At 72.4% G+C, this 21,852-nt stretch carries 20 protein-coding genes; 9 read left to right on the forward strand and 11 right to left on the reverse strand.

Annotated elements, in window-relative coordinates:
* Positions 1-13: 13 nt before the first annotated feature.
* Both IPJ59_RS06830 and IPJ59_RS06835 read right to left on the reverse strand, forming a co-directional pair.
* On the reverse strand, positions 14-1,780 hold the full coding sequence (locus IPJ59_RS06830) for a dipeptidyl-peptidase 3 family protein (RefSeq protein ID WP_293270311.1): 1,767 nt from the start codon (positions 1,778-1,780) through the stop codon (positions 14-16).
* Between the two features lie 110 nt (positions 1,781-1,890).
* Positions 1,891-2,934: an alpha/beta hydrolase gene (locus tag IPJ59_RS06835; protein WP_293248609.1), complete on the reverse strand. Its 1,044-nt coding sequence runs from the start codon at positions 2,932-2,934 to the stop codon at positions 1,891-1,893.
* 68 nt (positions 2,935-3,002) lie between these two features.
* Between IPJ59_RS06835 and hpt the strand changes: the two genes are divergently transcribed.
* Together hpt and add are read left to right on the forward strand one after the other, a co-directional pair.
* Positions 3,003-3,584: a hypoxanthine phosphoribosyltransferase gene (gene hpt / locus IPJ59_RS06840; protein WP_293248606.1), complete on the forward strand. Its 582-nt coding sequence runs from the start codon at positions 3,003-3,005 to the stop codon at positions 3,582-3,584.
* A 2-nt stretch (positions 3,585-3,586) separates the two neighbouring features.
* On the forward strand, positions 3,587-4,648 hold the full coding sequence (gene add / locus IPJ59_RS06845; protein WP_293270313.1) for an adenosine deaminase: 1,062 nt from the start codon (positions 3,587-3,589) through the stop codon (positions 4,646-4,648).
* A 161-nt stretch (positions 4,649-4,809) separates the two neighbouring features.
* Here the strand turns inward: add and IPJ59_RS06850 are convergent, their stop codons facing one another.
* Entirely contained in the window at positions 4,810-5,325 is a 516-nt protein-coding gene (locus IPJ59_RS06850; RefSeq protein ID WP_293270315.1) for a hypothetical protein, read from the reverse strand.
* 180 nt (positions 5,326-5,505) lie between these two features.
* Positions 5,506-6,237 (reverse strand): hypothetical protein, encoded by a 732-nt coding sequence (locus IPJ59_RS06855; protein ID WP_293248597.1) that lies wholly within the window; start codon positions 6,235-6,237, stop codon positions 5,506-5,508.
* 82 nt (positions 6,238-6,319) lie between these two features.
* Here IPJ59_RS06855 and IPJ59_RS06860 point away from each other — a divergent pair, with 82 nt between their 5' ends.
* From IPJ59_RS06860 to IPJ59_RS06870, 3 genes are read left to right on the forward strand one after another with little or no spacing between them, the layout of a single operon-like run.
* Entirely contained in the window at positions 6,320-6,760 is a 441-nt protein-coding gene (locus IPJ59_RS06860) for a RidA family protein (RefSeq protein ID WP_293248595.1), read from the forward strand.
* On the forward strand, positions 6,757-7,611 hold the full coding sequence (locus tag IPJ59_RS06865) for an enoyl-CoA hydratase family protein (RefSeq protein ID WP_293270316.1): 855 nt from the start codon (positions 6,757-6,759) through the stop codon (positions 7,609-7,611). The genes IPJ59_RS06860 and IPJ59_RS06865 overlap by 4 nt, the downstream gene beginning before the upstream one ends.
* Positions 7,612-7,634: 23 nt before the next feature.
* Positions 7,635-8,813: an acyl-CoA dehydrogenase family protein gene (locus IPJ59_RS06870; protein WP_293270318.1), complete on the forward strand. Its 1,179-nt coding sequence runs from the start codon at positions 7,635-7,637 to the stop codon at positions 8,811-8,813.
* Positions 8,814-8,977: 164 nt separating this feature from the next.
* On the opposite strand, the gene IPJ59_RS06875 is transcribed toward IPJ59_RS06870, so the two are convergent.
* Complete coding sequence (locus IPJ59_RS06875) at positions 8,978-9,358, reverse strand: hypothetical protein (RefSeq protein ID WP_293270320.1); 381 nt, start codon at positions 9,356-9,358, stop codon at positions 8,978-8,980.
* A 421-nt stretch (positions 9,359-9,779) separates the two neighbouring features.
* On the opposite strand from IPJ59_RS06875, the gene modA reads away from it, so the two are divergent.
* The 4 genes from modA (at position 9,780) to IPJ59_RS06895 (ending at position 12,838) form a co-directional block, all read left to right on the forward strand.
* Positions 9,780-10,388, forward strand: coding sequence for a molybdate ABC transporter substrate-binding protein (modA, locus tag IPJ59_RS06880; RefSeq protein WP_293270322.1), 609 nt, complete (start codon positions 9,780-9,782; stop codon positions 10,386-10,388).
* An 86-nt stretch (positions 10,389-10,474) separates the two neighbouring features.
* Complete coding sequence (locus IPJ59_RS06885; protein WP_293270324.1) at positions 10,475-11,269, forward strand: ABC transporter permease; 795 nt, start codon at positions 10,475-10,477, stop codon at positions 11,267-11,269.
* Positions 11,266-11,982 (forward strand): ABC transporter ATP-binding protein, encoded by a 717-nt coding sequence (locus IPJ59_RS06890; RefSeq protein ID WP_293270326.1) that lies wholly within the window; start codon positions 11,266-11,268, stop codon positions 11,980-11,982. Before IPJ59_RS06885 ends, IPJ59_RS06890 begins: the two co-directional genes overlap by 4 nt.
* A 73-nt stretch (positions 11,983-12,055) precedes the next feature.
* The gene (locus IPJ59_RS06895; RefSeq protein WP_293248575.1) at positions 12,056-12,838 is read left to right on the forward strand and encodes a hypothetical protein; all 783 of its coding nucleotides are present in this window, start codon (positions 12,056-12,058) and stop codon (positions 12,836-12,838) included.
* A gap of 97 nt (positions 12,839-12,935) precedes the next feature.
* Here IPJ59_RS06895 and IPJ59_RS06900 read toward each other — a convergent pair whose 3' ends face one another.
* The 6 genes from IPJ59_RS06900 to IPJ59_RS06925 all read right to left on the reverse strand — a co-directional run bounded on the left by IPJ59_RS06900 (position 12,936) and on the right by IPJ59_RS06925 (position 21,726).
* Positions 12,936-16,412, reverse strand: coding sequence for a sulfatase-like hydrolase/transferase (locus IPJ59_RS06900; protein ID WP_293270328.1), 3,477 nt, complete (start codon positions 16,410-16,412; stop codon positions 12,936-12,938).
* 137 nt (positions 16,413-16,549) lie between these two features.
* A complete protein-coding gene (locus IPJ59_RS06905; protein WP_293270330.1) occupies positions 16,550-17,650 on the reverse strand; it encodes a hypothetical protein in 1,101 nt (366 codons plus the stop codon).
* 63 nt (positions 17,651-17,713) lie between these two features.
* Positions 17,714-18,616 carry a hypothetical protein gene (locus tag IPJ59_RS06910; protein ID WP_293270332.1) on the reverse strand — a complete coding sequence of 301 codons (903 nt, stop codon included), beginning with the start codon at positions 18,614-18,616 and terminating at the stop codon, positions 17,714-17,716.
* 85 nt (positions 18,617-18,701) lie between these two features.
* Positions 18,702-19,922, reverse strand: coding sequence for a hypothetical protein (locus tag IPJ59_RS06915; RefSeq protein WP_293270334.1), 1,221 nt, complete (start codon positions 19,920-19,922; stop codon positions 18,702-18,704).
* The gene (locus IPJ59_RS06920) at positions 19,919-21,064 is read right to left on the reverse strand and encodes a tetratricopeptide repeat protein (protein ID WP_293270336.1); all 1,146 of its coding nucleotides are present in this window, start codon (positions 21,062-21,064) and stop codon (positions 19,919-19,921) included. The genes IPJ59_RS06915 and IPJ59_RS06920 overlap by 4 nt, the downstream gene beginning before the upstream one ends.
* Positions 21,061-21,726, reverse strand: coding sequence for an RNA polymerase sigma factor (locus tag IPJ59_RS06925; protein WP_293248557.1), 666 nt, complete (start codon positions 21,724-21,726; stop codon positions 21,061-21,063). Before IPJ59_RS06925 ends, IPJ59_RS06920 begins: the two co-directional genes overlap by 4 nt.
* Positions 21,727-21,852 lie beyond the last annotated feature (126 nt).

Here is a 21,852-nt window from a genome sequence, read left to right on the forward strand (position 1 = left end):
GGCCTACTTGGGCCTACTTGGGGAGGATCTCGCCGGCCACGGGGTAGACGGGACGGATGTCGACGGGGATGCCGGCGAGGCCGTCGAGGGCGCGCTGGATGGCCGGGGAGACCTGGCCGTACTTGGTCAGGAGGGCCTCGGCGGCCGGCTTGTCGCCGTTGTGCTGGATCGTGCATATGTCGCGGACGAGCACGGCGATGGCGCCCTCGATCTTGCCGAGGTCGACCTTGAACTTGCCGGTGGTGGGGTCGACGGTGGCGGCGCCGGCCTCGACGAGGCGGTTGATCTGGAGGGCGGCGCCCTTGCCGTGGGCCTCGGCGACGCCGAAGCGGACGCTGCGGAACAGGCCGGCGAAGTAGGAGACCAGCAGCTTGTCACGCAGGGTCGGCGGGAACTCGCCGCGTTCGATCATGTAGAGGACGTTGTAGGCGCCCATGACGTCGGCCTTGGCCTCCTCGAGCGCCGAGTAGCTGCCCTCGAGGGCGAGGCGGACGTCGACCTGCTTGCCGGCGACGCCTGCGCCGACTCGAGCGGTGGTGAAGGCGGGGCCGAGGCTGTGCGAGAGCTCGTGGAACAGGACCTCCTGGAAGAAGGCCTGGTCGTCGAGGTGGACCACCTGGCTGCTGTCGAGCACGCGCTCGCCGATCGGGCGCATGATGACGTTGAACTTGGTGGCGATGAGGTTGCGGAGGAGCACCTTCTTGGCGCCCTTCTCGGCGCGGACCTTCTCGTCGTTGGGGAGGTTGAAGGCGATCGTCTGGACCGACTTGCGGGCGTCGCCGGCGGTGAACACGAGGTCGACCACGCGGATCGGCGACTCGCTGCCGCGCTTGGTCTTCATGGCCTCTTCGATCGGCAGGTGCTGCTCCATGTCCGGGAGGTAGTTCTTGAAGCGGGCGAGGTCGGCGGAGGCCTTGGGGTCGCTGACGGTGACGAAGGCCTCGAAGGTGGCCTTGAGGCCGAGCAGCTCGTCCTCGTAGGTCTCGTAGGGGCCGATGGTGATCTCGACGGGGCTGTCGAGGTCCATCCAGTCCTTGTCGCTCTGGTAGTAGTCGTCGCTGGCGAAGGCGTCGGCGCGCGAGCGGAGGAAGCGCTTGAGCGACGCGTTCTGGGTCAGCTCGGCGGCCTCGCGCAGGAGCGCGGCGGCGGGGTCGAGCCAGCGCTTGAAGGCCTGGCTGTAGGGCTGCGCGACCAGGCCGATCGAGCCGCGCTGGATGATCGTGGTGAGGCTCTCGAAGGCGGCGCGATCGGCCGGGTGTTCGGCGACCCACTGCTTGAACTCGGCGGCGCTCATGTCCTCGGGGTAGAAGCCGGCGCCGGGCGGGTGGGGCTTCTCGATGGCGAAGGGCCTGTTGTGATCCTGGCGGTCCCAGGGGCCGCGCATGATCTCGAAGTACGCGAGCGAGGCGCGGCCGAGTGCGGTGCCGTCCTCGCGGAGCTTGGTGTGGAGCGTGGGCGTGCCGGCCCAGGACTGGCGGTCGAGGATCGGGTCCATCAGGCGGGCGGCGGCGATCAGCTTGTCGAGGGCCGCGCGCTCCGACTCGGGGAGGCCGCTGAGGTCCGCGCTGAGCTCAGCGGGGGCGAACTGCTGCGTCTTGACGACGATCGCGGCCGCGGTTTTCTGGTCGTACATGTTGGCCTCCTGGATCCCGATCGCCTTGTCCGTGGCGGCCTCGAGCTTCACGGGCTCGCTCGCGACCAGGCCCGGATCGTTGAGGTTGCAGGCGAGCGAGAGGGCGAAGGCCGGAGGTGCGAGGAGGCGGTTCACGGCGCGCTGCATGGCGGCGCGAGCATACTCGAGATCTCGGCGAGGGCGCCAGGGCCTGTCCCCGGGGACAGGTGGCGCCAGCACGACGCCACGCCACGACGGGAGCGCCGGGAGGACGGCGGTCAGCGGGCGCGGGTGAGGGCGTCGTAGAGGTACGGGAGGGACAGGTCGAGGCGGTAGTCGGTGTTGTTGTGGTCGTCGGGGAACTCTTCGTAGCGGTGGTCGATCTGGGCGGCCTGGAGGCGGCGGACCAGGGCGCGGGCGCCGTAGTGCAGCATGTACTGGTCGCGCGAGCCGACGTCGATGTAGAGGCCGCGGAGGGCACGAAGGTTCTCCTGGCAGCTGGGATCCTCGATCATGCGCAGGGGGTCGTGGGCGAGCCAGCGGGCCCAGGCGGCGGGGTCGAGCTCGCAGGTGTGGAGGTCGACGGGGAGGCGCACGCCGCGGGGCTCGCCGGGCTGCGGGTCGTAGCTGGCGGCCATGGCGACGATCGTGAGGGCGGTGAAGTCGGGGCCGCTGTGCTTGTTGGTGGCGGCGATGCGATCGAGGAAGTCGGACACGCTGTTGTTGCTGCGCGCGAGCACGTCGAGGGCGCGCGGGAGGTCGGGGCGGTAGACCAGGTCGAAGGCCATGTCGCCGGAGTGGCAGGCGACGGCGCCCCAGACGTCCGGACGGCGCATGCCGTGGACCAGCGCCCCGTAGCCGCCGCTCGACTTGCCGTGGAGCGCCCGGCCCTCTCGGCCGGGGATGACGCGGAACTCGGCCTCGATGCGCGGCACGAGCTCGTCGATGAGGAAGGTCGCCCAGCGGCCGGTGACGGGCGAGTCGATGTACTGGTTGCCGCCCAGCGAGGTGAAGCAGTCGGGGAAGACGGCGATGACGGGGCCCATCGCGTCGCTGGCGACGAGGCGGTCGATGCGTTGCGGGGTGCTCTCGCCGAAGCCGGTCCAGGCGACGCGGCGCAGGCCGGAGCTGGAGAAGCTGGCGAGGTCGATGAAGACGGGGTAGCGGGTGCGGGCGGAGCTCTCGCTGTGGTAGTCGGGCGGGAGGTAGACGAGGACCTGGCGCTCGCAGGGGTCGCGCAGGAGGTTGTCACGCAGGGCGGCGGAGTTGATGGTGAGGCTGACGAGCTCGCCGCGCGGCCGGGTGAACGTGTGGACAGGCATCGCGGCGAGCCTAGCCTCACGCGCGAGCGGGCTCAAGGTGCGGGTGGTTTGGGCTTATGCTGCGCGCGATGAACGAGGCGAATTCCGACGTGTGGACCGGAGGTCTGACGAACGACCTCTCGCAGGTGCTGCTGAGCGAGGCGCAGATCGCCGCGCGCGTCGGCCAGCTGGGGCGTCAGCTCGCGGCCGACTACGTGGAGAAGGACCCGCTGCTGGTGGGGATCTTGAGCGGGAGCTTCCCGTTCATCGCCGACCTGGTGCGGGCGATGAACCTGGCGCTCGAGGTCGACTTCATGGCGGTGTCGTCGTACGGCGACCGCACCTCGAGCTCGGGGGTGGTACGGATCCTCAAGGACCTGAACACCTCGATCGCGGGGCGGCACGTGATCGTCGTCGAGGACATCGTCGACACCGGGCTGACGCTGCACTACCTCTACGAGAACCTGCGGACGCGCCAGCCGGCGTCGCTGAAGGTGTGCGCGCTGCTCGACAAGCGGGAGGCCCGCAAGCGGGAGGTCGAGGTCGACTACGTCGGCTTCCACTGCCCCAACGAGTTCGTGGTCGGCTACGGGCTCGACTACCGCGGGCGCTACCGCAACCTGCCGTTTATCGGCGTGCTGCGGCCCGAGGTGTACAGAAAGGCGGAGTGACCGTGGCCACGCTGTCGCTCGCGCTGATCGAGAAGCTGCCGAAGACTGACCTGCACGTGCACCTCGACGGGTCGATGCGGATCACGACCCTGATCGAGCTTGCGAAGGCGCAGGGCGTGCCATTACCGGCCGACACGCCGGAGGAGCTCAAGCAGGCGATGGGGCTCGGGCGCAACACTGGCAGCCTGGTCGAGTACCTCAAGGCCTTCGACCTGACGCTGCAGGTGCTGCAGGACGAGGAGTCGCTGTACCGCGTGGCCTACGAGTTGGCGGCCGACGCGGCGGCGGAGAACGTGCGCTACATGGAGGTCCGCTACGCGCCGATGCTGCACACGCGGCGCAAGCTGAAGCTGACCAAGGTGGTGGAGACGGTGCTGCGCGGGCTGCACGACGCGCAGACCGACCACAACATCGAGAGCAGCCTGATCGTGTGCGGGATCCGGAACATCTCGCCGGAGTCCTCGCTGCGCATGGCCGAGCTGGTGGTCGCGTACAAGAACCGCGGGGTGGTCGGCTTCGACCTCGCGGGGGCGGAGTACGACCACCCGCCGAAGGCCCACAGCGAGGCGTTCGCGCTGGTCCGGCAGAACAACATCAACGTCACGATCCACGCCGGCGAGGCGTACGGGCCGGCGTCGATCGCCCAGGCCTTGCACGTGTGCGGGGCCCACCGCATCGGTCACGGCTGCCGTCTGCGCGAGGACGGCGACCTCCTGCGTTATGTGGTCGACCACCGCATCCCGCTCGAGTGCTGCCCGTCGTCGAACGTGCAGACCGGCGCGGTGCCCAGCATCGCCGAGCACCCGCTGCGCCTCTACTTCAACCTCGGGGCGCGCATCACGATCAACACGGACAACCGGCTGATCACGGACACGACGGTCTCGAAGGAGCTGCACCACATCCACACGGAGCTCGACTTCGACTTCACCGAGCTGCGCCAGGTGATCCTCAACGGCTTCAAGAGCGCGTTCCTGCCGTATCACGAGAAGCGCCGCTTCATGCGGGCGATCTCGACGGAGCTCGACGAGTTCGCCAAGCAGCTCGCGGCGACGCCGGCGGCGTGAACGGTCAGTGCACGGTCAGCTCGGGACCGCAGGGGCTGCGTGCCAGGTCACACAGAAAACTAGACTCTGGGTGCAGGTTCGTGCCCGGCCACAAACGCGGCCGGCCACGGCGCCTTGGGGGACGCGCCGTGGCCGGCTGACTTTTGGGACAGGTTGTGGTGTTAGCGGTTGGTGTAGTCGGGGTCGTCGCCGTGGGTGTCGCAGCCGTCGTCGACCTCGCTCACCAGCTCGCCGACGGCGTTGTTGGCGACGCCGTCGCTGTTGTGGGTCCGGCGGATCGGGTTGGTGATGGTGGGGACGGCGCCCGGACGCTTGTGGGCGTGGGTGAAGTGGATCGGGTTGCGGATCTCACCCAGCGAGTCGGCGTCGGCGTGGGTGAAGTGGATCGGGTTGCGGATCTCACCCAGCGAGTCGGCGTCGACGTGGGTGAAGTGGATCGGGTTGCCGAGCGCATCGACGGCGTCGGGGCGCTGGTGGCTGGGCTCGTCCGCGGGCAGCGGCGCGCTGAGCTCGTCGATCGCGGCCAGCTGGTCGAGCTCGTCCTCCGACATGGCGTCGATGTCCTCGACCGTGAGGCCGAGCGCCTCGTACTCCTCGCCGTCGCAGCCTGGCGCGAAGGCGACGGTGGCGATGAGCAGGGAGAGGGAGCGAAGGGTGGTGCGAAGCGAGAGCAGCATGGTGGTGGTCCTTGCGAAAGGTTGCCGGCCCCTGTGCGAGCGTTGTGCCGCGGTGCTTCGGATTGAAATTGTTGGAGAAAGTCGGCGAAGCGGGCGCCGTTGGCCCGCGATCGGCAACGACGGTCGCCAGATCGAGGTGTGGCCGTGGCTAAGGCTGTGGCCAGGTTGCGATCGAGAGCTTTAGCTGTCGGTGCGGGCAGCTTCGGTGGGCTTGCGGCGGAGGGCGCCGGAGAGCCAGGCGAGCAGGGCGGGCCCGAGGATCGCGGCGAGGCTGAGGCCGGCGGCGAGGACGGGGTCGCGGCGGGCGGCCTCGTAGGCGGCGAGCAGCTCGGCGACGAGGGGGCCGTTGCGGACGGCGATGGCCTGGAGGGCGGCGAGGCTGAGGCCGAGGCCGGCGGCCGCGAGGAGCAGCAGGGCGACGAGGGTGGGGAGGCGGCGCAGGGGCTTGCTGATCACGCGCAGGGCGGGGACCAGGATGCTGGTCGCGGCGAGGTAGTTGGCGAAGGCCATGCCGAAGGTGAAGGTGAAGAACCACTGGGCGCGCTGGGCGGTGGGCCACTCGAGCGGTGGGGTCGGGTCGATGGGGCCGAACGACCAGTCGAGGGTCTGGAGGGCGAAGACGGCGAGGTAGGTGAAGGCGAGGGTGAGCGACCACTTCACGGGGCGCGACCGGATCTGCATCCACACCGGGAAGCCGGGCATCGCCGGCCCGTAGTCGAGGCGGCTCTCGAAGTAGCCGGTGATCAGGAGCAGCGGGAGCTGGGTGGTGAGCACGGCGGCGTGCACGTACTCGGGCAGCATGTCGCGGATGACGTCGAAGCGGGTGACCAGCGCGGCGCCGTGGATCAGCGCGGTCAGCAGGAAGATCGGGGCGAGGCGGCCGGGCTGCAGGCTGTCGCTGTCGCTGGGCACGAGGGCAGGATCGACGCGCGGGGCGGCGGGGTCAAGCGCGGCGGTATTGAGGTCTCGCGGGCTGCCTGCCACACTGCCGCGCATGTCCGAGAGCCCGCGAACGATCGTCCCGCCTGGTTGGCCGCGGCCGCGGGGGTACAGCAACGGGGTGGCGGCGCGGGGTGAGCTGCTCGCGGTGGCCGGGATGATCGGCTGGGACGAGAAGGAGCAGATCGTCGGCGACTCGTTTGTGGCCCAGTTTCGCCAGGCGCTCGGCAATGTGTGCGACGTGGTGCGGGCGGCCGGCGGGCGGCCGGAGCACGTCGTTTCGCTGACGATCTACGTGACCGACAAGCGGGAGTACATCGCGGCGCTGACGGAGGTCGGGCAGGCCTACCGGGCGCTGCTGGGGCGGCACTACCCGGCGATGGCGCTGCTCGAGGTGAAGGGGCTGCTCGAGGATCGGGCGAAGGTGGAGATCCAGGCGCTGGCGGTGCTGCCACCATCGGGGGCGGGCGAGCCGACGGAAGGAGCGGCGTCGTGAGTACGGGTCATCCGCCGGACCTGCGCCCGCTCGAGCTGCCGCGGCCGCGTTCGTTCCGCTACGAGGAGCGCGCGCGGGTCGGGGTGATCACGCTGTCGCGGCCCGACCGCTTCAACGCGCTGACCTTCGAGGTGTACCGCGAGCTGACGGACCTGTTCATGGTGGTCGAGCGGCGCAGCCACGACCCGGAGGGGGCGCGGGCGCTGGTGCTGCAGGGGGAGGGGCGGGCGTTCTGCAGCGGCGGGGACGTCGACGACATCATCACGCGGCTGTTCGAGCGCGACACGGAGGGGCTGCTGCGCTTCACGCGGATGACGGGGGAGCTCATTCATGCGATGCGGCGCTGCAAGCTGCCGATCGTGGCCAGCGTGAAGCGGGTGGCGGCGGGCGCGGGGGCCGTGATGGCGCTGGCGTCGGACCTGCGGGTGATGGGGCAGGGGAGCTTCTTCTCGTTCCTGTTCCCGCAGGTCGGGCTGTCGGGGGCGGACATGGGGGCGAGCTGGTTGCTGCCGCGGGTGGTCGGGCTGGGGAACGCGTCGGAGATCTTGCTGCTCGGGGACCGGGTGCCGGCCGACCGCTGCCTGCAGATCGGGCTGGCGAATCGGGTGGTGGTCGACGATCCGGACCGCGACGCGGTCGACCGGGCGGCGTTCGAGCTGGCGGCGCGGGTCGCCGCGGGGCCGCACTTCGCCAACCGCATGACCAAGACGATGCTGCAGCAGGAGCTCGAGATGGGCTTCACCGACGCGATCGAGGCCGAGGCCCAGGCGCAGACGCTGTGCATGCAGCACCCGGACTTCCAGGAGGCCGACCGGGCGCGGCAGGACAAGCGGGCGCCGCGTTGGCGCTGAAGGACATGTCCGGAGGGACAGGTATGAACGCGATCTGTACGCCACGCATCCTCGACCGCGCGCTCGGGACGGTGCTCGGGGATCTGGGGCGGTGGCGCGAGCTCGAGGACGTGCTCGAGCGCTTCACGGCGGGGCTGCGGGCGGCGCCGGTGGACGAGCGGGACGAGGCGGGGGCGACCCGCGAGTACGTGCGTCTGCTGGCGGATGCGGGGCTGCTGCGCTGGATGGTGCCGGCGGCGCACGGCGGGGCGATGGAGCGACTGCTGTCGACGCCGATCTGCATCATCCGGCAGTGGTTGGCGCGCGAGAGCGGGGCGCTGGACAACGCCTTCGTGATGCAGGGGCTCGGCTCGAACCCGGTGACGATGGCGGGGCCGGAGGGGCTGCGGGCGGCCCTGCTGCCGCGGGTGGCCAGCGGGGCGGCGATCTGCGCGTTCGCGTTGACCGAGCCGGAGGCGGGCTCGGACATCAAGAACATGCGCACGACGGCGACGGCGACGGCCGACGGGGTGCGCCTGCGCGGGGGCAAGTGCTTCATTAGCAACGCGGGGGTGGCGGACAGCTACGTGGTGTTCGCGCGGGAGGCCGACAGCCCGCCGGAGCGGCCGCGCTTTGGGGCGTTCTGGCTGTCTGGTGACGCGCCGGGGCTGAAGATCACGGCGACGAAGGTGATCGCGCCGCACCCGATCGGTGCGCTCGCGCTGGACGATGTGGAGGTGCCAGCGGAGCATCGGGTCGGGGCGTACGGCGAGGGGCTGAAGATCGCGCTGGCCAACCTCGAGGTGTTTCGCGTGACGGTCGGGGCGGCGGCGCTGGGGCTCGCCGACCGGGCGCTGGGCGAGACGGTGGCGCACCTGAAGTCGCGGGTGCAGTTCGGGCAGCCGCTGGCGACGCAGCAGGGGCTGCAGTTCGCGCTGGCGGATGTGGCGACGGAGCACGTGGCGGCGCAGCTGCTGGTGTACCGGGCCGCGGGGGCGCGCGACGAGGGGCGCGGGGCGCCCGAGCTGGCGGCGATGGCCAAGATGCACGCGACCGAGTCGGCGCAGCGGACCATCGATCGCGCGGTGCAGAGTTTTGGCGGGCGCGGGGTGACGGTCGGTGAGGTGCCGGAGCGGCTGTACCGGGAGATCCGTGCGCTGCGGATCTACGAGGGGACGACCGAGGTGCAGAAGCTGGTCATCGCGCGGGCGCTGCTGGGTTAGCGGGGGGGGGGGGGGGGGGGGGGGGGGGGGGGGGGGGGGGGGGGGGGGGGGGGGGGGGGGGGGGGGGGGGGGGGGGGGGGGGGGGGGGGGGGGGGCGGCGCGGCGGGGGGTGCCGCAGCTCCGGGTCCCGAGGCGGCCGGCGCGCAGGGTATCAAAGGTCGCGATCAGGGGGCGAGCGCGCCGGCGACGTCGGTGCCGATGAGCAGGGCCTCGCGGGCGGGGGCACCCTGGAGGACCTGGTGCTCGCTGCGCTGGACCAGGGCGGTGGCGTCGGCCTCGTCGATCCATCGGCCCTGCGGGACGACGAAGCCGAGGCGGTAGAGGAGGCCGAGGTCGAGGTAGTAGCGGCCGCGCAGCTCGAGGGTGACGTCGAAGCGCTGCTCGCCGTCGTCGCTGGCGATGGCGATGCGGTGGCGGCCGGGCTCGGCGCGGTAGCAGAAGTAGCTGGGTCCGCGGGTGGCGCCGACCAGCATGTCGTTGTCGCGGACCACGAAGGTGACCGCCATGGCGATCCTGGCGGTGCGGATCATGCACACGCTGGCCATGCCGTCGAGGTAGGCGGTGAAGGGCTGGGTGACGGCGAGCGGGTCGGGCGGCGGGGTCGCGAGGCGGTACGGCGAGCAGGCGAGGCGAGGGGAGGGAGGCCGGCGGCGAGCGAGGCCAGGATGCGAGCGAGGGCGGGTGGCGAGCCGGCGGTGGTGGGCGGGCGATGTGGCGGCGGGCTGGATGCGGGCTCGCGGGCATGGCCGGCGGGATATACCGCGGGGTCGGGCGAGGGTCCAATGCGGGGCGGCATTGCGCTCGCGGGCGCGGCGTCGCTATCCTCGCGGGCGATGTTCGGCTGGCGCGGGGTCGCGACGATCGTGGGCTGCGCGGCGCTGGCGTGCGGCGGGCCGACGACGCGCGAGCTGAAGGTGTCGGCGGCGATGTCCCTCAAGGAGGTGTTCGCGGAGATCGAGTCGGGCTTTGAGGCGAGCGCACCCGGGGGTCGACGTGGTCTTCAATTTTGCGGGCTCGCAGATCCTCGCGGGGCAGATCGAGGAGGGGGCGCCGGTCGATGTGTTCGCGGCGGCCGACGAGGCGCAGATGCGGCGGGCGATCGCTGGCGGGCGGGTCGCGGCGGGGCTGCGCTTCGCTAGCAACCGGCTGGTGCTCATCTCGCCGGCGGGGGCGGCGATCGTGGGACCCGGCGAGCTCGGGCGGCCGGGGCTGCGTCTGGTGCTGGCTGGGCCGGGGGTGCCGGCGGGCAGCTATGCGCGCCAGGCGTTGCAGGAGCTCGGGGTGGCCGAGGCGGCGCTGGCGAACCTGGTGTCGAACGAGGAGAACGTGCGCGGGGTGGTCGGCAAGGTCAGCGCGGGCGAGGCGGACGCCGGAGTGGTGTACGCGACCGACGTGACGCCGGCGGTGGTCGACAAGCTGCATGTGGTGCCGCTGGCGGTGAAAGTGACGCCGAGCTACGAGGTGGCTGTCCTGAAGGACAGCCCGGAGCCGGCGCTGGCGCGGGACTTTGTGGCCGAGCTGCAGGCGCCCCCGGGGCAGGCTGCGCTGGCGCGGCACGGGTTCTTGCCGCCGTGAGGCGGGCGGACGAGATGGTTGGCTCCGGGGACAGGTCGGGCGGGGCTGGCTCTGGGGACAGGTCGGGCGGGGCTGGCTCTGGGGACATGGTGTTACGGACAGGTCGTCCGGGGCAGGCGCATGCGGTGCTGGCGGTGCTGGGTGGGGTCGGGGTGGTGTTCTTTGTGTTGCCGCTGCTGGGGTTGGTGAGTCGGGCGTCGGTGGCGGGGTTGTGGCGGCAGCTCGGGTCGGCGGGGGTGCGGGCGGCGCTGTGGTTGTCGCTCGAGGTATCGGTGATCGCGCTCGGCTTGTGTGTGGTGATCGGGTTTCCGCTGGCGTACTTGCTGGCGCGGGTGGAGTTTCCGGGGCGGACGCTGGTGCGGGGTTTGGTGAGCTTGCCGATGGTGTTGCCGCCGGTGGTCGGGGGGATCGCGCTGTTGTCGGCGTTTGGGCGGCGGGGTGTGCTCGGGGAGGCGCTCGCGGGGGTCGGGGTGGTGTTGCCGTTCACGACGGCCGGGGCGGTGCTGGCGGTGACCTTCGTGTCGATGCCGTTTTTGGTGATGACGCTCGAGGCGGCGCTGGCGGGGGTCGACCCGCGGCTGGAGCAGGCCGCGGCGACGCTCGGGGCGACGCGCTGGCGGATCTTGCGGACCGTGACGCTGCCGGCGATCCGTCCGGCGCTGGCGGCCGGGATGGCGCTGTGCTGGGCGCGCGGGCTCGGTGAGTTCGGGGCGACGATCACCTTCGCGGGCAATCTCGAGGGGCGGACGCAGACGATGCCGCTCGCGGTGTACGACGCGCTGCAGACCGACCCCGAGGCGGCGGTGGTGCTCGGGCTGGTGTTGCTGGCGGTGTCCTTGACCCTCTTGACGGTCCTGCGCGGGCAGATCGGTCGGCGATGAGCGCGGGGTTGGTGATCGACGCGGAGCTGCGGCGCGGGGGCTTCGCGCTGGCGCTGGACTGTGAGCTGCCAGAGGGCTGCACGACGGCGCTGGTGGGGCCGAACGGGTCGGGGAAATCGACGGTCGTGGAGCTGCTGGCGGGGTTGCTGCCGATCTCCCGCGGGAGCGTGACGCTGGCGGGGCGGGTGCTCGAGCGGGTGCCGGGGCTGCGCTTGCCGCCGCAGGCGCGCGGGCTCGGGGTGGTGTTTCAGGGGCTGGCGCTGTTTCCGTCGCTGTCGGCGGTGGAAAACGTGGCGTACGGGCTGGAAGCGCGTGGGGTGGCGCGTGGGGTGGCGCGGGCGGAGGCGCTGCGCTGGCTGGGGCGCTTCGAGCTCGCGGAGGTGGCGACGCGGCGGCCGGGGGAGCTGTCGGGCGGGCAGGCGCAGCGGGTCGCGCTGGCGCGGGCGATGATCGGCCGGCCGCCGCTGCTGCTGCTGGATGAGCCGATGTCGGCGCTCGATGTCGAGGCGAGGGGGGCCGCGCGGTCGCTGCTGCGCGGGTGGCTGGCGGCGGCGCCGGGGGTCAAGCTGCTGGTCACGCACGACCTCGACGACGCGCGGGCGGTGGCGGACCGGATGCTTGTGCTCGACGCGGGGCGGGTGGTCGCGGAGGGGGCGGTGGGCGAGTTACTGGCCGCGCCGCCGCCGTTTTTGGCGGCGATGCTGCGCGGGTGAGGAGAGGGAGAGGCCGGGCTGGGCGGCGTTGTTTGACAACGGCGACCGGACGAAAGAACCTGCGGAGATGTGCTTGCTCAGCGCCGACGAGTTGCTGGCCCCCAACCTGAGTATTTCGGAGACCAAGATCTTCGCCCGAGGCGATGGAGCGCGGCAGTGGCTGGCCTATTCGATGCACCTCGAGACGGCGGGGGCGGTGGCGATGATCCTGCCCTTGCCGGTGCCCGCGGGCTCGCCCGAGGACGCGGCGGGGTTCGTCGACCTGTCGCAGTATCCGACGCTGTTCACGGACCTGGTCGCGTGCATGGCGGGCGGCCGGCCGATCCACGACCCGGAGTACGACCTCAAAAATCTCTTCGCCGATGACGCGCCGCCGCTGAAGGTGCACAAGGTGGGCAGCTTCGTGGCCTCTTACGTGCCGACCCTGGCCGACTTCTCGCGTCTCGATCGCTGCTTTCGCCTCCCGCAGGCGATCTGGGACCAGCTCCCGGGCTATGCAGATTGGGGCTTCGCGGTGATTCAGTTCCGGCCCGGGTATCACGAGGACCACCCGATCGGCCTGCACTTTCCCCGGCGCTGGACCGATCGCATCTATTTCCCGACCACGCATGTGCACGACGGCATTCTGCACGACGAGGCTCGCTTTGATCACATGCTCTACTATCAGGGCATGATCCGTCCGGCCCGCCAGGGTGCGGCGAGCGAGCGGGCCGGTTGGGCCTTCGCACGCGCTCCCACGCACCAATTTGTCGATCTCGAGCGGGCTGCAGGTATGGTCGACGGTGAGCAGCCGCTCGAGCGCCTTCGTTATCATGGCACCCGTCCCAACGAGGACGTGTGGCTGCTGCCGGTCTGAGCGTTGTCACGAGGTCGTCGAGTTTACCGACGACATCGCGTGCGTCCGCCACGGTGCCCGGGCGATCGGGTCGGCGAATCAAGGCACTTCGCCAATGTCAGGGGCTCGGGCCCGTGGCGAGTGGCAGGCTGAGCGAGCGGGCGAGGTCGTGGTCGGCGACGGCGCGCGAGCGGGTGAGGGTCTGCTGGGCGCGGGCGGTCAGGGTCTTGCACGCTGCGAGCGGGAGGGGGCGCCAGGAGGGGTGTTCGAAGCAGGCGCCGGCGCTGGGGATGCCGCGGCCCGCGGTCACGAAGGCGCGGCCCTCACCGATCGCCGAGCCGTCGGCGAAGACTGCGAAGCCGGGGTCGTGCTGGCCGGGCAGGAGGACGGCGCCGGCGAAGCTGCGCGGGGCGGGGATGCCGAGGTAGTGGAGCAGGGTCGGGGCGAGGTCGATGTGGCCGCCGACGGTGCTCACGCCGCCGTGGACCGGGCCCTTGGGCAAGACGACGAGGCCGGCGATGCGGTCGAGCTGGAGCGGGACGGCGGGCGACCAGGCGGTGATGCCGGCGAGTCGCAGCAGCTCCGGGGTGAGCGGGAGGCGGCTGTCGTGGTCGCCGTAGATCGCGATGACGGTGTTGTCGGCGAGGCCGGCGTCGGCGAGGTTGGTGAAGAGTTCGGCGAGCGATCGGTCGAGGTGGTGGACGCCGTGGAGGTAGTTGCCGAGGGCGCTGCCCTCGAGGGCGCCGAGCTGGAGGCGCTTGAGGTCGGCGGGGAAGTGGTCGTAGGGGTGGTGGAGGCTGAGGGTGACGAGGAAGGCGAAGAAGGGGCGTGGGGTCGCGGCGAGCTCGGGGAGCATGCGGCGGAAGAAGGCGTCGTCGGCGAGGCCCCAGCCGATGGTGGGGCCGGGGCCGAGTTCTTCGCTGAAGAGGGAGCGCTGGAAGCCGTAGCGGGGGTGGAGGACGGCGCGGTTCCAGAAGCCCTTTTTAAAGGGGTGGGCGGAGAGGGTGCTGTAGCCGTGGTCGCGGAGGACGTGGGCGAGGGTGAGGAAGTGGTTGTCGGCGCGGAGGAAGGCGACGGCGCCCTGGCCGAGGGGGAGCTGGGAGTTGAGGACGGCGTACTCGGCGTCGGAGGTCATGCCCTGGGCGGTCTCGTCGGCGAGGTCGTGGTAGGTGAGGGCGCGGTCGCGGAGTTGGTTGAGGAAGGGTGTGACCGGCTGGCCGTCGATCTGGGCGCCGATCACCCAGCCCTGGAGGGCCTCGGCCTGGATGAGCAGGAGGTTCGCGTTGTGGGCGACGGCGAAGCCTGGATCTGGTGGTGGGGGCGGGCGGCGGAGGAAGAAGTTGGCGATCGCGGCGTGCTCGAGCGGGGTGAGCTCGCTGCGCAGCAGGCGTTCGCGGGCGGTGCGGAGGACGTCGAAGGCGTGGGCGCCGATGACCCCGAAGCGGCCGACGTTGTGCTGTTCGGAGAACACGCGGTCGCCGAGCGGGCCGGCCATCGCGGCGGCCATGGCGATCGCGAAGGGCAGCGGGGCGAGGAGGGCGAGGGCCAAAGTTGCGGCGCGCGGTGAGCTGTCGCGACCGTCGTGGCCACGCGGGGTTGCTGTCCGTCGTGAGCTGTCTCTTGGGACACGTGGCCAGGCGAGCGCGAGGAGGAGGCCGGCGAGGGCTGGGACGGCGAGCCAGCGGTGGGCCGGGACGGACAGGGCGGCGATGCTGCCGCCGATGTCGCCGACCTGATGGCTGGCGATGAGGGCCTGGACGGGGACGATGCTGCCGAGCAGCTGCATGTACAGGAGGTCGGCGAAGAGGAGGGCGGCGGTGAGGAGGCTGAGGAGGAAGGCCGCGGTCGGCCGGGCGCGGCCGGGCGTGGCGAGGACGAGGAGGGCCGGCAAGGACGCGGCCGAGACGGAGATCGCCAGGCCGCCGCGCCAGGGTGGCAGGCCGGCGAGGTCGGCGAAGGACAGGCCGAGGACGAGGGTGGCGGCCCAGCTCCACAAGACGGGGAGGCGGCGGAGGGCGGCGGGGCCGAGGCGGCGGCGGCGGGCCTGGACGACGAGGGCGAGGGTGGCGGCGAGGAGGAGGAGCTGGGCGAGGTCGCTGCGGCGGGTGACGAACACGGCGGCCGAGATCGGCAAGCCAGCGCTCGGCGGGGCGGCCCAGGCGACGTGTTCGCGGACGAGGCCGAGCTCGAGGGTGTAGGGGCCGGCCTCGGTCGGGCCGGCGACGCGGAGGGTGACGCTGGCGCTGGTGCCGGGGGGGATGTCGCCCGGGAGCTCGCTGCGCAGGCCGTCCTCACCGACCGCGATGCCGTCGGGGCTGCGCCAGCGGTAAGAGAGGCGGTCGGCCGTGCGCGGCGAGAGGGTGGCCGTGCCGGTGTTGCGGATCCGGAGGTGGACGAGCTCTTCGCGGCCGACCGGCAAGGTCCACGGCCAGTCGGCCGCGCGCAGCTCCCAGGCGAGCAGGGGCGGCAGGACATCGACGGGGAGCGCGGCGGGCGGGTCGGTCTCGTACCAGCCGATGTTCTCGCGGACGGCGGCCCACTCGAGGGTGTGTGGGCCGGGGGTGGGTGGGCCTTGCACGCGGGCGTCGACGATCACTTCCTCGTCGCGGGCGAGCGGTGGGAGCGGGGTGCGCAGGCCGTCGTAGTCGACGATCTGGCCGGTGGCGTCGCGCCAGTGGTAGCTGAGGGCGAGGCCGTGGTCTTCGGGCCAGTCGTCGCCGCGGTTGGTGACGAGGACGTCGAGCTCGCTGACGCTGCGGGCGTGGAGCTCCGGGAGCTCGGCCTCGACCTCGATGCGGTCGCGGGCCGGGCCGATCGTGGTGGTGCTGCTGCGTTCGCCGGCGGTGGGCGGGCCGAGCCAGCGGACGTGCTCGCGGACGGGCTCCCACTCGAGGGTGTAGGTGCCCGGGGTGGGTGGGGCCTCGAGGCGAGCGCTGAGTTCGACGCTGGTGTTCGGCGCCACGGGGCCGGGGAGGGCGGTGCGGATGCCCTCGCTGCGGCGGCCGTCGGCGTCCTGCCAGTGGTAGCTGAGGCGGTCACCGGCGGCGGGCGACCAGGTGGTGTCGCCGGTGTTGCGGAGGCGGAGGGGGACGGCGATTTGTTCGCCGGCGGCGAGCGGTGGGAGCGGCGGGGGCGGGTCGATCGACCACGCGAGTTCGGCGTCGCTGGCGACGACCTCGACGGGGATCAGCAGGTCGTGGGTGAAGCTCGCGGGGCCCCACCAGCGCCGGTGCTCGCGGACCGGTTCGAACTGCAGGTAGTAGCGGCCGGGGGTGGTCGGGGCGCGGACGGTGGCGAGCAGGCGGACCTGCTGGCCCGGGGGGAGCGGGGCGGGCAGCTGCGTGCGGGCGCCGTCCCACTCGAGCACGCTGCCGTCGAGGTTGCGCCAGTGGTAGGCGAGGCGGTCCTGCTTCTCCTCGGACCAGGTGAGGGCGGTGCGGTTCTGCAGCGTGACCTCGACCTCGACCTGCGCGCCGGGGGCGAGGGTCGGCGGGACGGCGTGCGTGAGCAGCTGCCAGTGGCCGTCCGGGAGCTCGGCGCGGGCGGCCGCGGGGGCGAGCAGGAGGACGATCAGCGGCAGGCGGAGCCGGAGCATGCGCGAGGGCAGGCTACCGCATGCGGCGGCGCGAGGCGAGCGTGGCGAGGTGGCCCGAGGGGCATGTCTGATGGGACAGGTCCGGGGCGTCGCGGGGGACAGGTCAGGGTGAGCAAGCTGGTCCTTGGGACATGTCCTCAGGGACCTGGTCTTTTGGACCTGAGTCGGAGGCCAGGTCCGACCGGGAACCAGACGCCGATCTCGAGGCCGAGGCCGAGCTCGAGGCCGCCGAGCTCGGTGGTGGTGTTGGGGAGGCGGAGGACGGGGCGGCGCAGGTGGGCGTTGGCCTGGCCGCTGCTCCACAGCTCGAGGCGGGCGCCGACCCGCAGGCGGGCGCCAGCGCGGCCGATCGGTGCGCTGTAGCCGGGTGAGAGGCGCAGGCCGAGGCCGAGCAGGGGGCCTGGTTTGCCGGCCGGGGAGCTCAGGGGGACCTTGCCGTGGCCGCTGCCGAGGCGCCAGGTCTCGACGCCGAGCATGACGGCGGCGGGGAGCTCGAAGCCGCCGCGGCGCAGCGCGTAGCCGAGGCCGAGGCCGACGCGCAGGCGCTGGAGCTGGAAGTGGTCGACGGCGCGGGTGAGCCACTGGAGGTCGGCTGCGAGCAGCAGGCCGGAGGGGGCGCGGGCGTCGAGGCCGAGGCCGGCTCCGGCGCCGCGCAGGCCGGGGGGCGCGAGGCCGAGGCCGGCGCCGGCGCGCAGGATCGGGCCGAGCTGCCAGCGCGGGGCGGGTGCGGGTGGCGGGGGTGCCGGTGCGGGGATGTCCTTTGGGACAGGTGGCTGCGGTGCCTCGAGGAGGGCGGGTGGGACGGGGACGTCCTGTTGATCGGGGACGGCGGTGTCGTCCTCGATGGCGGCGACGAGGTTGGCGAGGGCGGAGGCGACGGGTCGCGGTGAGGCGTCGGCGTCGAGCTCGAGCTGGCGGAGGTAGGCGCGGCCGTCGGCGAGGATGAGGGTGAGGAGCAGCTGGGACTCGTCGTGGCGCAGCTCGATGAAGGCGCGCAGGGAGCCCTCGTCGGCCGCGGGGACGGGCTCGCCGTCGCTGACCAGCGTGACCGCGGGGAGGCGCAGGTGGATCGCCTGGGCGAGCGCGGCGGGCTCGATGAAGCCGTCGCTCCGGAGGATCGCCACGCGGATGCGGGGAGTGGGGACGGTGGAACGCGAGACGGCCGGCGCCTGGGGGGGCGTCGGCTCGGGGCTCGTCACCAGCAGGGCCAGCGCGATCGTCGTCCACGTGGGTGCCACGTCGGAGCGTGTATAGCCGCCTCGCCGCGGAACTGCGAGGGTCCGCGGCGGCGGTGCGGGGCCTCAGGGCTTCTGCTGCTGGCAGCTGTCGAACTTCAGCGCGCAGTCCTCCTTGGCCACGCCCTGGTCGAGGCACTCGGCGTACTGCGCTTCGCAGTCGGCGGGCGGCTCGGGGTTGGGATCGGGCGGCTGGCACTGCAGGAGGATCGGCTCGCACTTCTCCGGGCCGTAGCCTTGCTGGACGCAGTCCTCGTACTGAGCCTTGCAGTCGTCGGGCTGCGGCGGGGGCGGCTGGGGCTGGCAGCTCTGCAGGAGGATCTCGCACTTCTCCGCGGGGGTGCCCTCCTTGATGCACTGGTCGTACTGCGGCTTGCAGTCGTCGCCGGGCGGGGGCGGCTGGGGCTGGGGGTAGCAGCCGCACAGCTTCAAGATCGGCGCGCAGCCTTCGTCCGTGCCGCCGAGCTCGACGCACTTCTTGAAGTCGGCGTCGCAGCCACCCTCCTGCGGGGGAGGCGGCGGGGGCTGGCAGGCGTCGAGGAGCGGCTGACACTTCTCGGGCGGGGCGCCCTGATCGATGCAGTCGACGAACTGCTGCTTGCAGTCGTCGGCGGGCGGCGGTGGCTTGTCGCCGGGGGGCTTGCACATGTCGAGCAGCGGGGCGCACTCGTCCTTGGTGCCGCCCTTGTCGACGCAGAGGTGGAACGCGGCGTGGCACTCGGGCTGGGGGCCGTCGGGGCCGCACTCGCCCTGATCGGGCTTGTCTGGGTGATCGGGCTTCTCGGGCTTGGGGCCGGGCTTGTGGTGGGGCTTGTGGTGGGGCTTGTCGGGCTTGGGCTGACAGCCGCAGTCCTCGTGCTGGGACTCGAGCGATCGGTCGCTGGTGTTGGGGTCGCAGGCGAACAGGGCCGTGAAGGCGACGCCGACGACGGACAGACCAAGGCGATGGAGGGATGGATGGCTCCGCATGACTCGCGCTCCTCTTGTTTCAACAGGGGGTGACTGTTGTCAGTGACGCGAGCCCGGCGGGCATTACAGATTTTGTTACGCGAGATTATGGCGGACAGAGAGCGGGGCCGATGCTGAGGTCGTCGATGCTCCAGCCGCCGAGGGGCGGGTTCTTGCCGTCGGAGCGCTGGCAGAAGCGGACCCGCAGATCGGGGTCCTTGAAGGCGTCGAGCGGCTCGCTGTGGTGCATCCACTCGGGGCTGATGAAGCCCTTGGGGATCATGATGAGGGTGACCCAGTCCTGCTTCTGGCCATCGAACACGTCGATGCGGCTCTCCATCGTCATGCCGGTGCTGAGGATGTCCCAGAAGTCGAGCCACAGCTCGCCGGGGTAGTCGGCGACGTCGACGCTGGGGCTCTCGAGGCAGGCCTCGGGGAAGAAGTCGGTCGGGAGGCAGTCGCCGATCGCGGTGCCGGCGAGGTGGTTGTCGGCGCTCGGCGAGTGGTCCTGGCCGGGGTCGTCGGCCTTGGGGATCGCACACTTCGAGGCGACGGCGGGGCCGATCTGCCACGGCGGCTCGGCGATCCAGCCGCCGGCGAGGCTGAAGTCGGTGAACAGGGCGGGCGGCTTGGGCTGGGGCGCGAGGCACTCGCCGCCGCTGCACAGCTCATCGAAGGTGCACTTGTCGCCGTCCTCGCAGGGCTGGCCCTCGGAGGTCCACTCGACCGCGCAGTGGCCGGTGACGGGGTTGCACAGGCCGGCGCGGCAGGGGCCGTTGAGGTCGCTGCAGTCGACCATGGCGAAGGGGACGCACTTGCCGCTCTGGCACTCGTCCTTCTGCGTGCACGGGTCGCCGTCGTCGCAGGGCTCGCCGTCGCTCCGCGGGGTCGACTCGCACACGCCCGAGGGCAGGCAGTTCTGGACCTCGCAGGGGCCGGCGGGCGGGCACTCCTTGATGTCGTGGCACTGCTGCTGCTGCGGGTCGCAGACGCCGGCGATGCAGACGCCGAGCTCGCAGTCCTTGGGGGTCTCGCACTTGCTGCCGGGCTTGCACGGGGGGCAGGGGCCGCCGCAGTCGACGTCGGTCTCGCCGGGGTCGCGGCCGCCGTTGTGGCAGTCAAAGCCGTCGCTGTCGGGGCCGCCGGGGCCGCTCGGTGGTTCGTGGGTGGTCTCGCCGTGGCCGGTGGTGCTGGTTGGTTCGCCGGTGGTCTCGCCGGGGCCCTGGGTGGTGCCGTCGTGGCTGGCGAGCTCGAACACCAGCGGGGAGCAAGCCTGTCCCACGGGACAGGTGAGGATCGCGGCCAGGATGGCGCGGCGCCGGGTCATGGTGCGGCGTCGCCGAGGGCGCGCTCGGCCTGCGGGCGGTGGACGCCGGCGGGGAAGTCGGTGAGGTATTGCTGCCAGCAGGCGTCGCGCTCGTCGCTGGCGGCGCGGCGGCACAGGCCGGCGCGGGCGTCGTCGGCGTAGCGGCCGCGGGGGAACACGGCGAGGTACTCGCGCCAGAGCTCCTGCTCCTGGGCGGGGCCGGAGCGCTGGCGGGCGAGGGTGAAGAGGTCGCCGAAGCTGAGGTCGGCGGCGCGGCTGCCGGGGGCGAGCGCGATGATCTCGCGGTGCAGGCGCTCGGCGCTGGCGTAGTCGCCGGACTGCCAGGCGGACTCGGCCTCGCCGCCGAGGCGCGTGAGGCGGGCGCTGAGGGACTCGGCGGGGGTGGGCTCGGGGGTGGGCGCAGTGGTTGGCGCGGGGGTGGGCGCAGCGGAGGGTTTCCTGGTCTTTGGGACAGGCTGTGGATCGGACGGGGTGGGCCTATCGACGAGGGAGTCGACGAGGGTGTCGACGGGCTCGACGGGCGCTGGCTCGGCGGGTGCTGGCGGCTCGGCGAGCTCGCGGGTCTGCGGGCGATGCTCGCGGGTCGCGGGGAGTTGCACGGGCTCGCGGTGGCTGGCGGCGCCGGTGCTGCCGCCGGCGTGCTGCCACCACGGCGCCTGCGAGGGCGTGCCGTGGGCGGTCTCGAAGCGGGTCGCGAGCATCGGCGAGGCGAGGGCGAGCAGCGCGGCTGCGGCTGCGGCGGTGGCCCACAGCCAGCGGGGTCCTCGCTGGGTCCGGACGGGGCTGGCCTTTGGGACATGTACCGAAGACCAGTCGCGGGGACGCTGGCGGGCGGCGTCGGCGTCGACGGCGGCGCGGGCCTCGGCCAGCAGGGCGCCGAACTCGGCCTGGCCGCGGGCGGACATTCGTTGCGAGCTCTCGGCGCCGAGGACGACGACGGGGGCCAGGGCGAGCGCCTCCTCGAGGGCTGGCCTGGGGACGCGCTGGGGGTCGCGGGCGTGGGCGGCCTCGACGACGGCGGCGAAGTCGGGGCCGAACTCCTTGAGCTCGTGGGCGGTGGTTTCGTCGAGCTCGGCGCGGGCGGCGAGGATCAGCTCGTCGAGGGCGTCGCCTGGCTCATGGGACAGGTTGCGGCGGGTCATGAGCCGGCCTCCGGATCGGCCGAGAGCACGCCCCACTCGATGAGCTGCTTGCGGATGCGCTGGCGGGCGCGGGTGGCCCGGACGGCGAGGTTGCCGGGGGAGATCTCGAGGCGGTGGGCGGCCTCCTCGGGGCTCAGGCCCTCGAGGTCGCGGAGGACGAAGGCCACGCGCAGGGGGTCGGGGAGGGTCTCGAGGGCGGCGTAGAGGGCACGCACGCGCTGCTGGCGGTGGACGGTGACGCCAGGCTCGTCGCCGGGGGCCTCGAGGCCGCGGACGACCTCGAGGCGGGCGTGGGCCTTGGCGGTGCTCTTCTGGGCGCGCCAGTGGTTGCGGACGACGTTGATGGCGACGCCGTGCAGCCAGGTGCTGAAGGCGGAGCGGCCGTCGAAGCTGGAGATGCGCAGGAGGGCCTGGACGAAGGTCTCCTGGACCAGCTCTTCGCTGACGTGGGGGTCGCCGGTGAGGGCGCGGACGTGGCGGAAGATGCGGTCGAAGTTGTCCTGGTAGAGGCGGGACCAGGCGCTCATCTCTCCGGCCTGGGCGCGCTGGACCAGCTGCTCGGTCACGCGGGGGCTGGTGCCGGGCGGCGGGGCGGAGCCCGAGGCGAGCGAGGGGGCCGCGTCGGCGGGGACGGGGCGCAGGTGGGAGCCGGGTTGAACCATCGGTGTCGCTGGGTGTGCAACGCGAGCGCCGGCCAGATTACAGCGCGGGGCGCAGATCGTGGGAGGCGCGCGGGCGCGCCTGGCTCACGCCTGGGCCACGCGGGCGATGCGGGCCACGGGGCGGTG

The organism is Nannocystis sp. (assembly GCF_016714285.1).
Taxonomy (GTDB): Bacteria; Myxococcota_A; Polyangia; order Nannocystales; family Nannocystaceae; genus Nannocystis.

Coding starts and splice junctions, on each gene's coding strand:
- IPJ59_RS06830 (WP_293270311.1), bottom strand. CDS start 1,780: ATGCAGCGCGCCGTGAACCGCCTCCTCGCACCTCCGGCCTTCGCCCTC.
- IPJ59_RS06835 (WP_293248609.1), bottom strand. CDS start 2,934: ATGCCTGTCCACACGTTCACCCGGCCGCGCGGCGAGCTCGTCAGCCTC.
- hpt (WP_293248606.1), top strand. CDS start 3,003: ATGAACGAGGCGAATTCCGACGTGTGGACCGGAGGTCTGACGAACGAC.
- IPJ59_RS06850 (WP_293270315.1), bottom strand. CDS start 5,325: ATGCTGCTCTCGCTTCGCACCACCCTTCGCTCCCTCTCCCTGCTCATC.
- IPJ59_RS06860 (WP_293248595.1), top strand. CDS start 6,320: ATGTCCGAGAGCCCGCGAACGATCGTCCCGCCTGGTTGGCCGCGGCCG.
- IPJ59_RS06870 (WP_293270318.1), top strand. CDS start 7,635: ATGAACGCGATCTGTACGCCACGCATCCTCGACCGCGCGCTCGGGACG.
- IPJ59_RS06875 (WP_293270320.1), bottom strand. CDS start 9,358: ATGGCCAGCGTGTGCATGATCCGCACCGCCAGGATCGCCATGGCGGTC.
- IPJ59_RS06885 (WP_293270324.1), top strand. CDS start 10,475: ATGGTGTTACGGACAGGTCGTCCGGGGCAGGCGCATGCGGTGCTGGCG.
- IPJ59_RS06890 (WP_293270326.1), top strand. CDS start 11,266: ATGAGCGCGGGGTTGGTGATCGACGCGGAGCTGCGGCGCGGGGGCTTC.
- IPJ59_RS06900 (WP_293270328.1), bottom strand. CDS start 16,412: ATGCTCCGGCTCCGCCTGCCGCTGATCGTCCTCCTGCTCGCCCCCGCG.
- IPJ59_RS06910 (WP_293270332.1), bottom strand. CDS start 18,616: ATGCGGAGCCATCCATCCCTCCATCGCCTTGGTCTGTCCGTCGTCGGC.
- IPJ59_RS06915 (WP_293270334.1), bottom strand. CDS start 19,922: ATGACCCGGCGCCGCGCCATCCTGGCCGCGATCCTCACCTGTCCCGTG.
- IPJ59_RS06920 (WP_293270336.1), bottom strand. CDS start 21,064: ATGACCCGCCGCAACCTGTCCCATGAGCCAGGCGACGCCCTCGACGAG.
- IPJ59_RS06925 (WP_293248557.1), bottom strand. CDS start 21,726: ATGGTTCAACCCGGCTCCCACCTGCGCCCCGTCCCCGCCGACGCGGCC.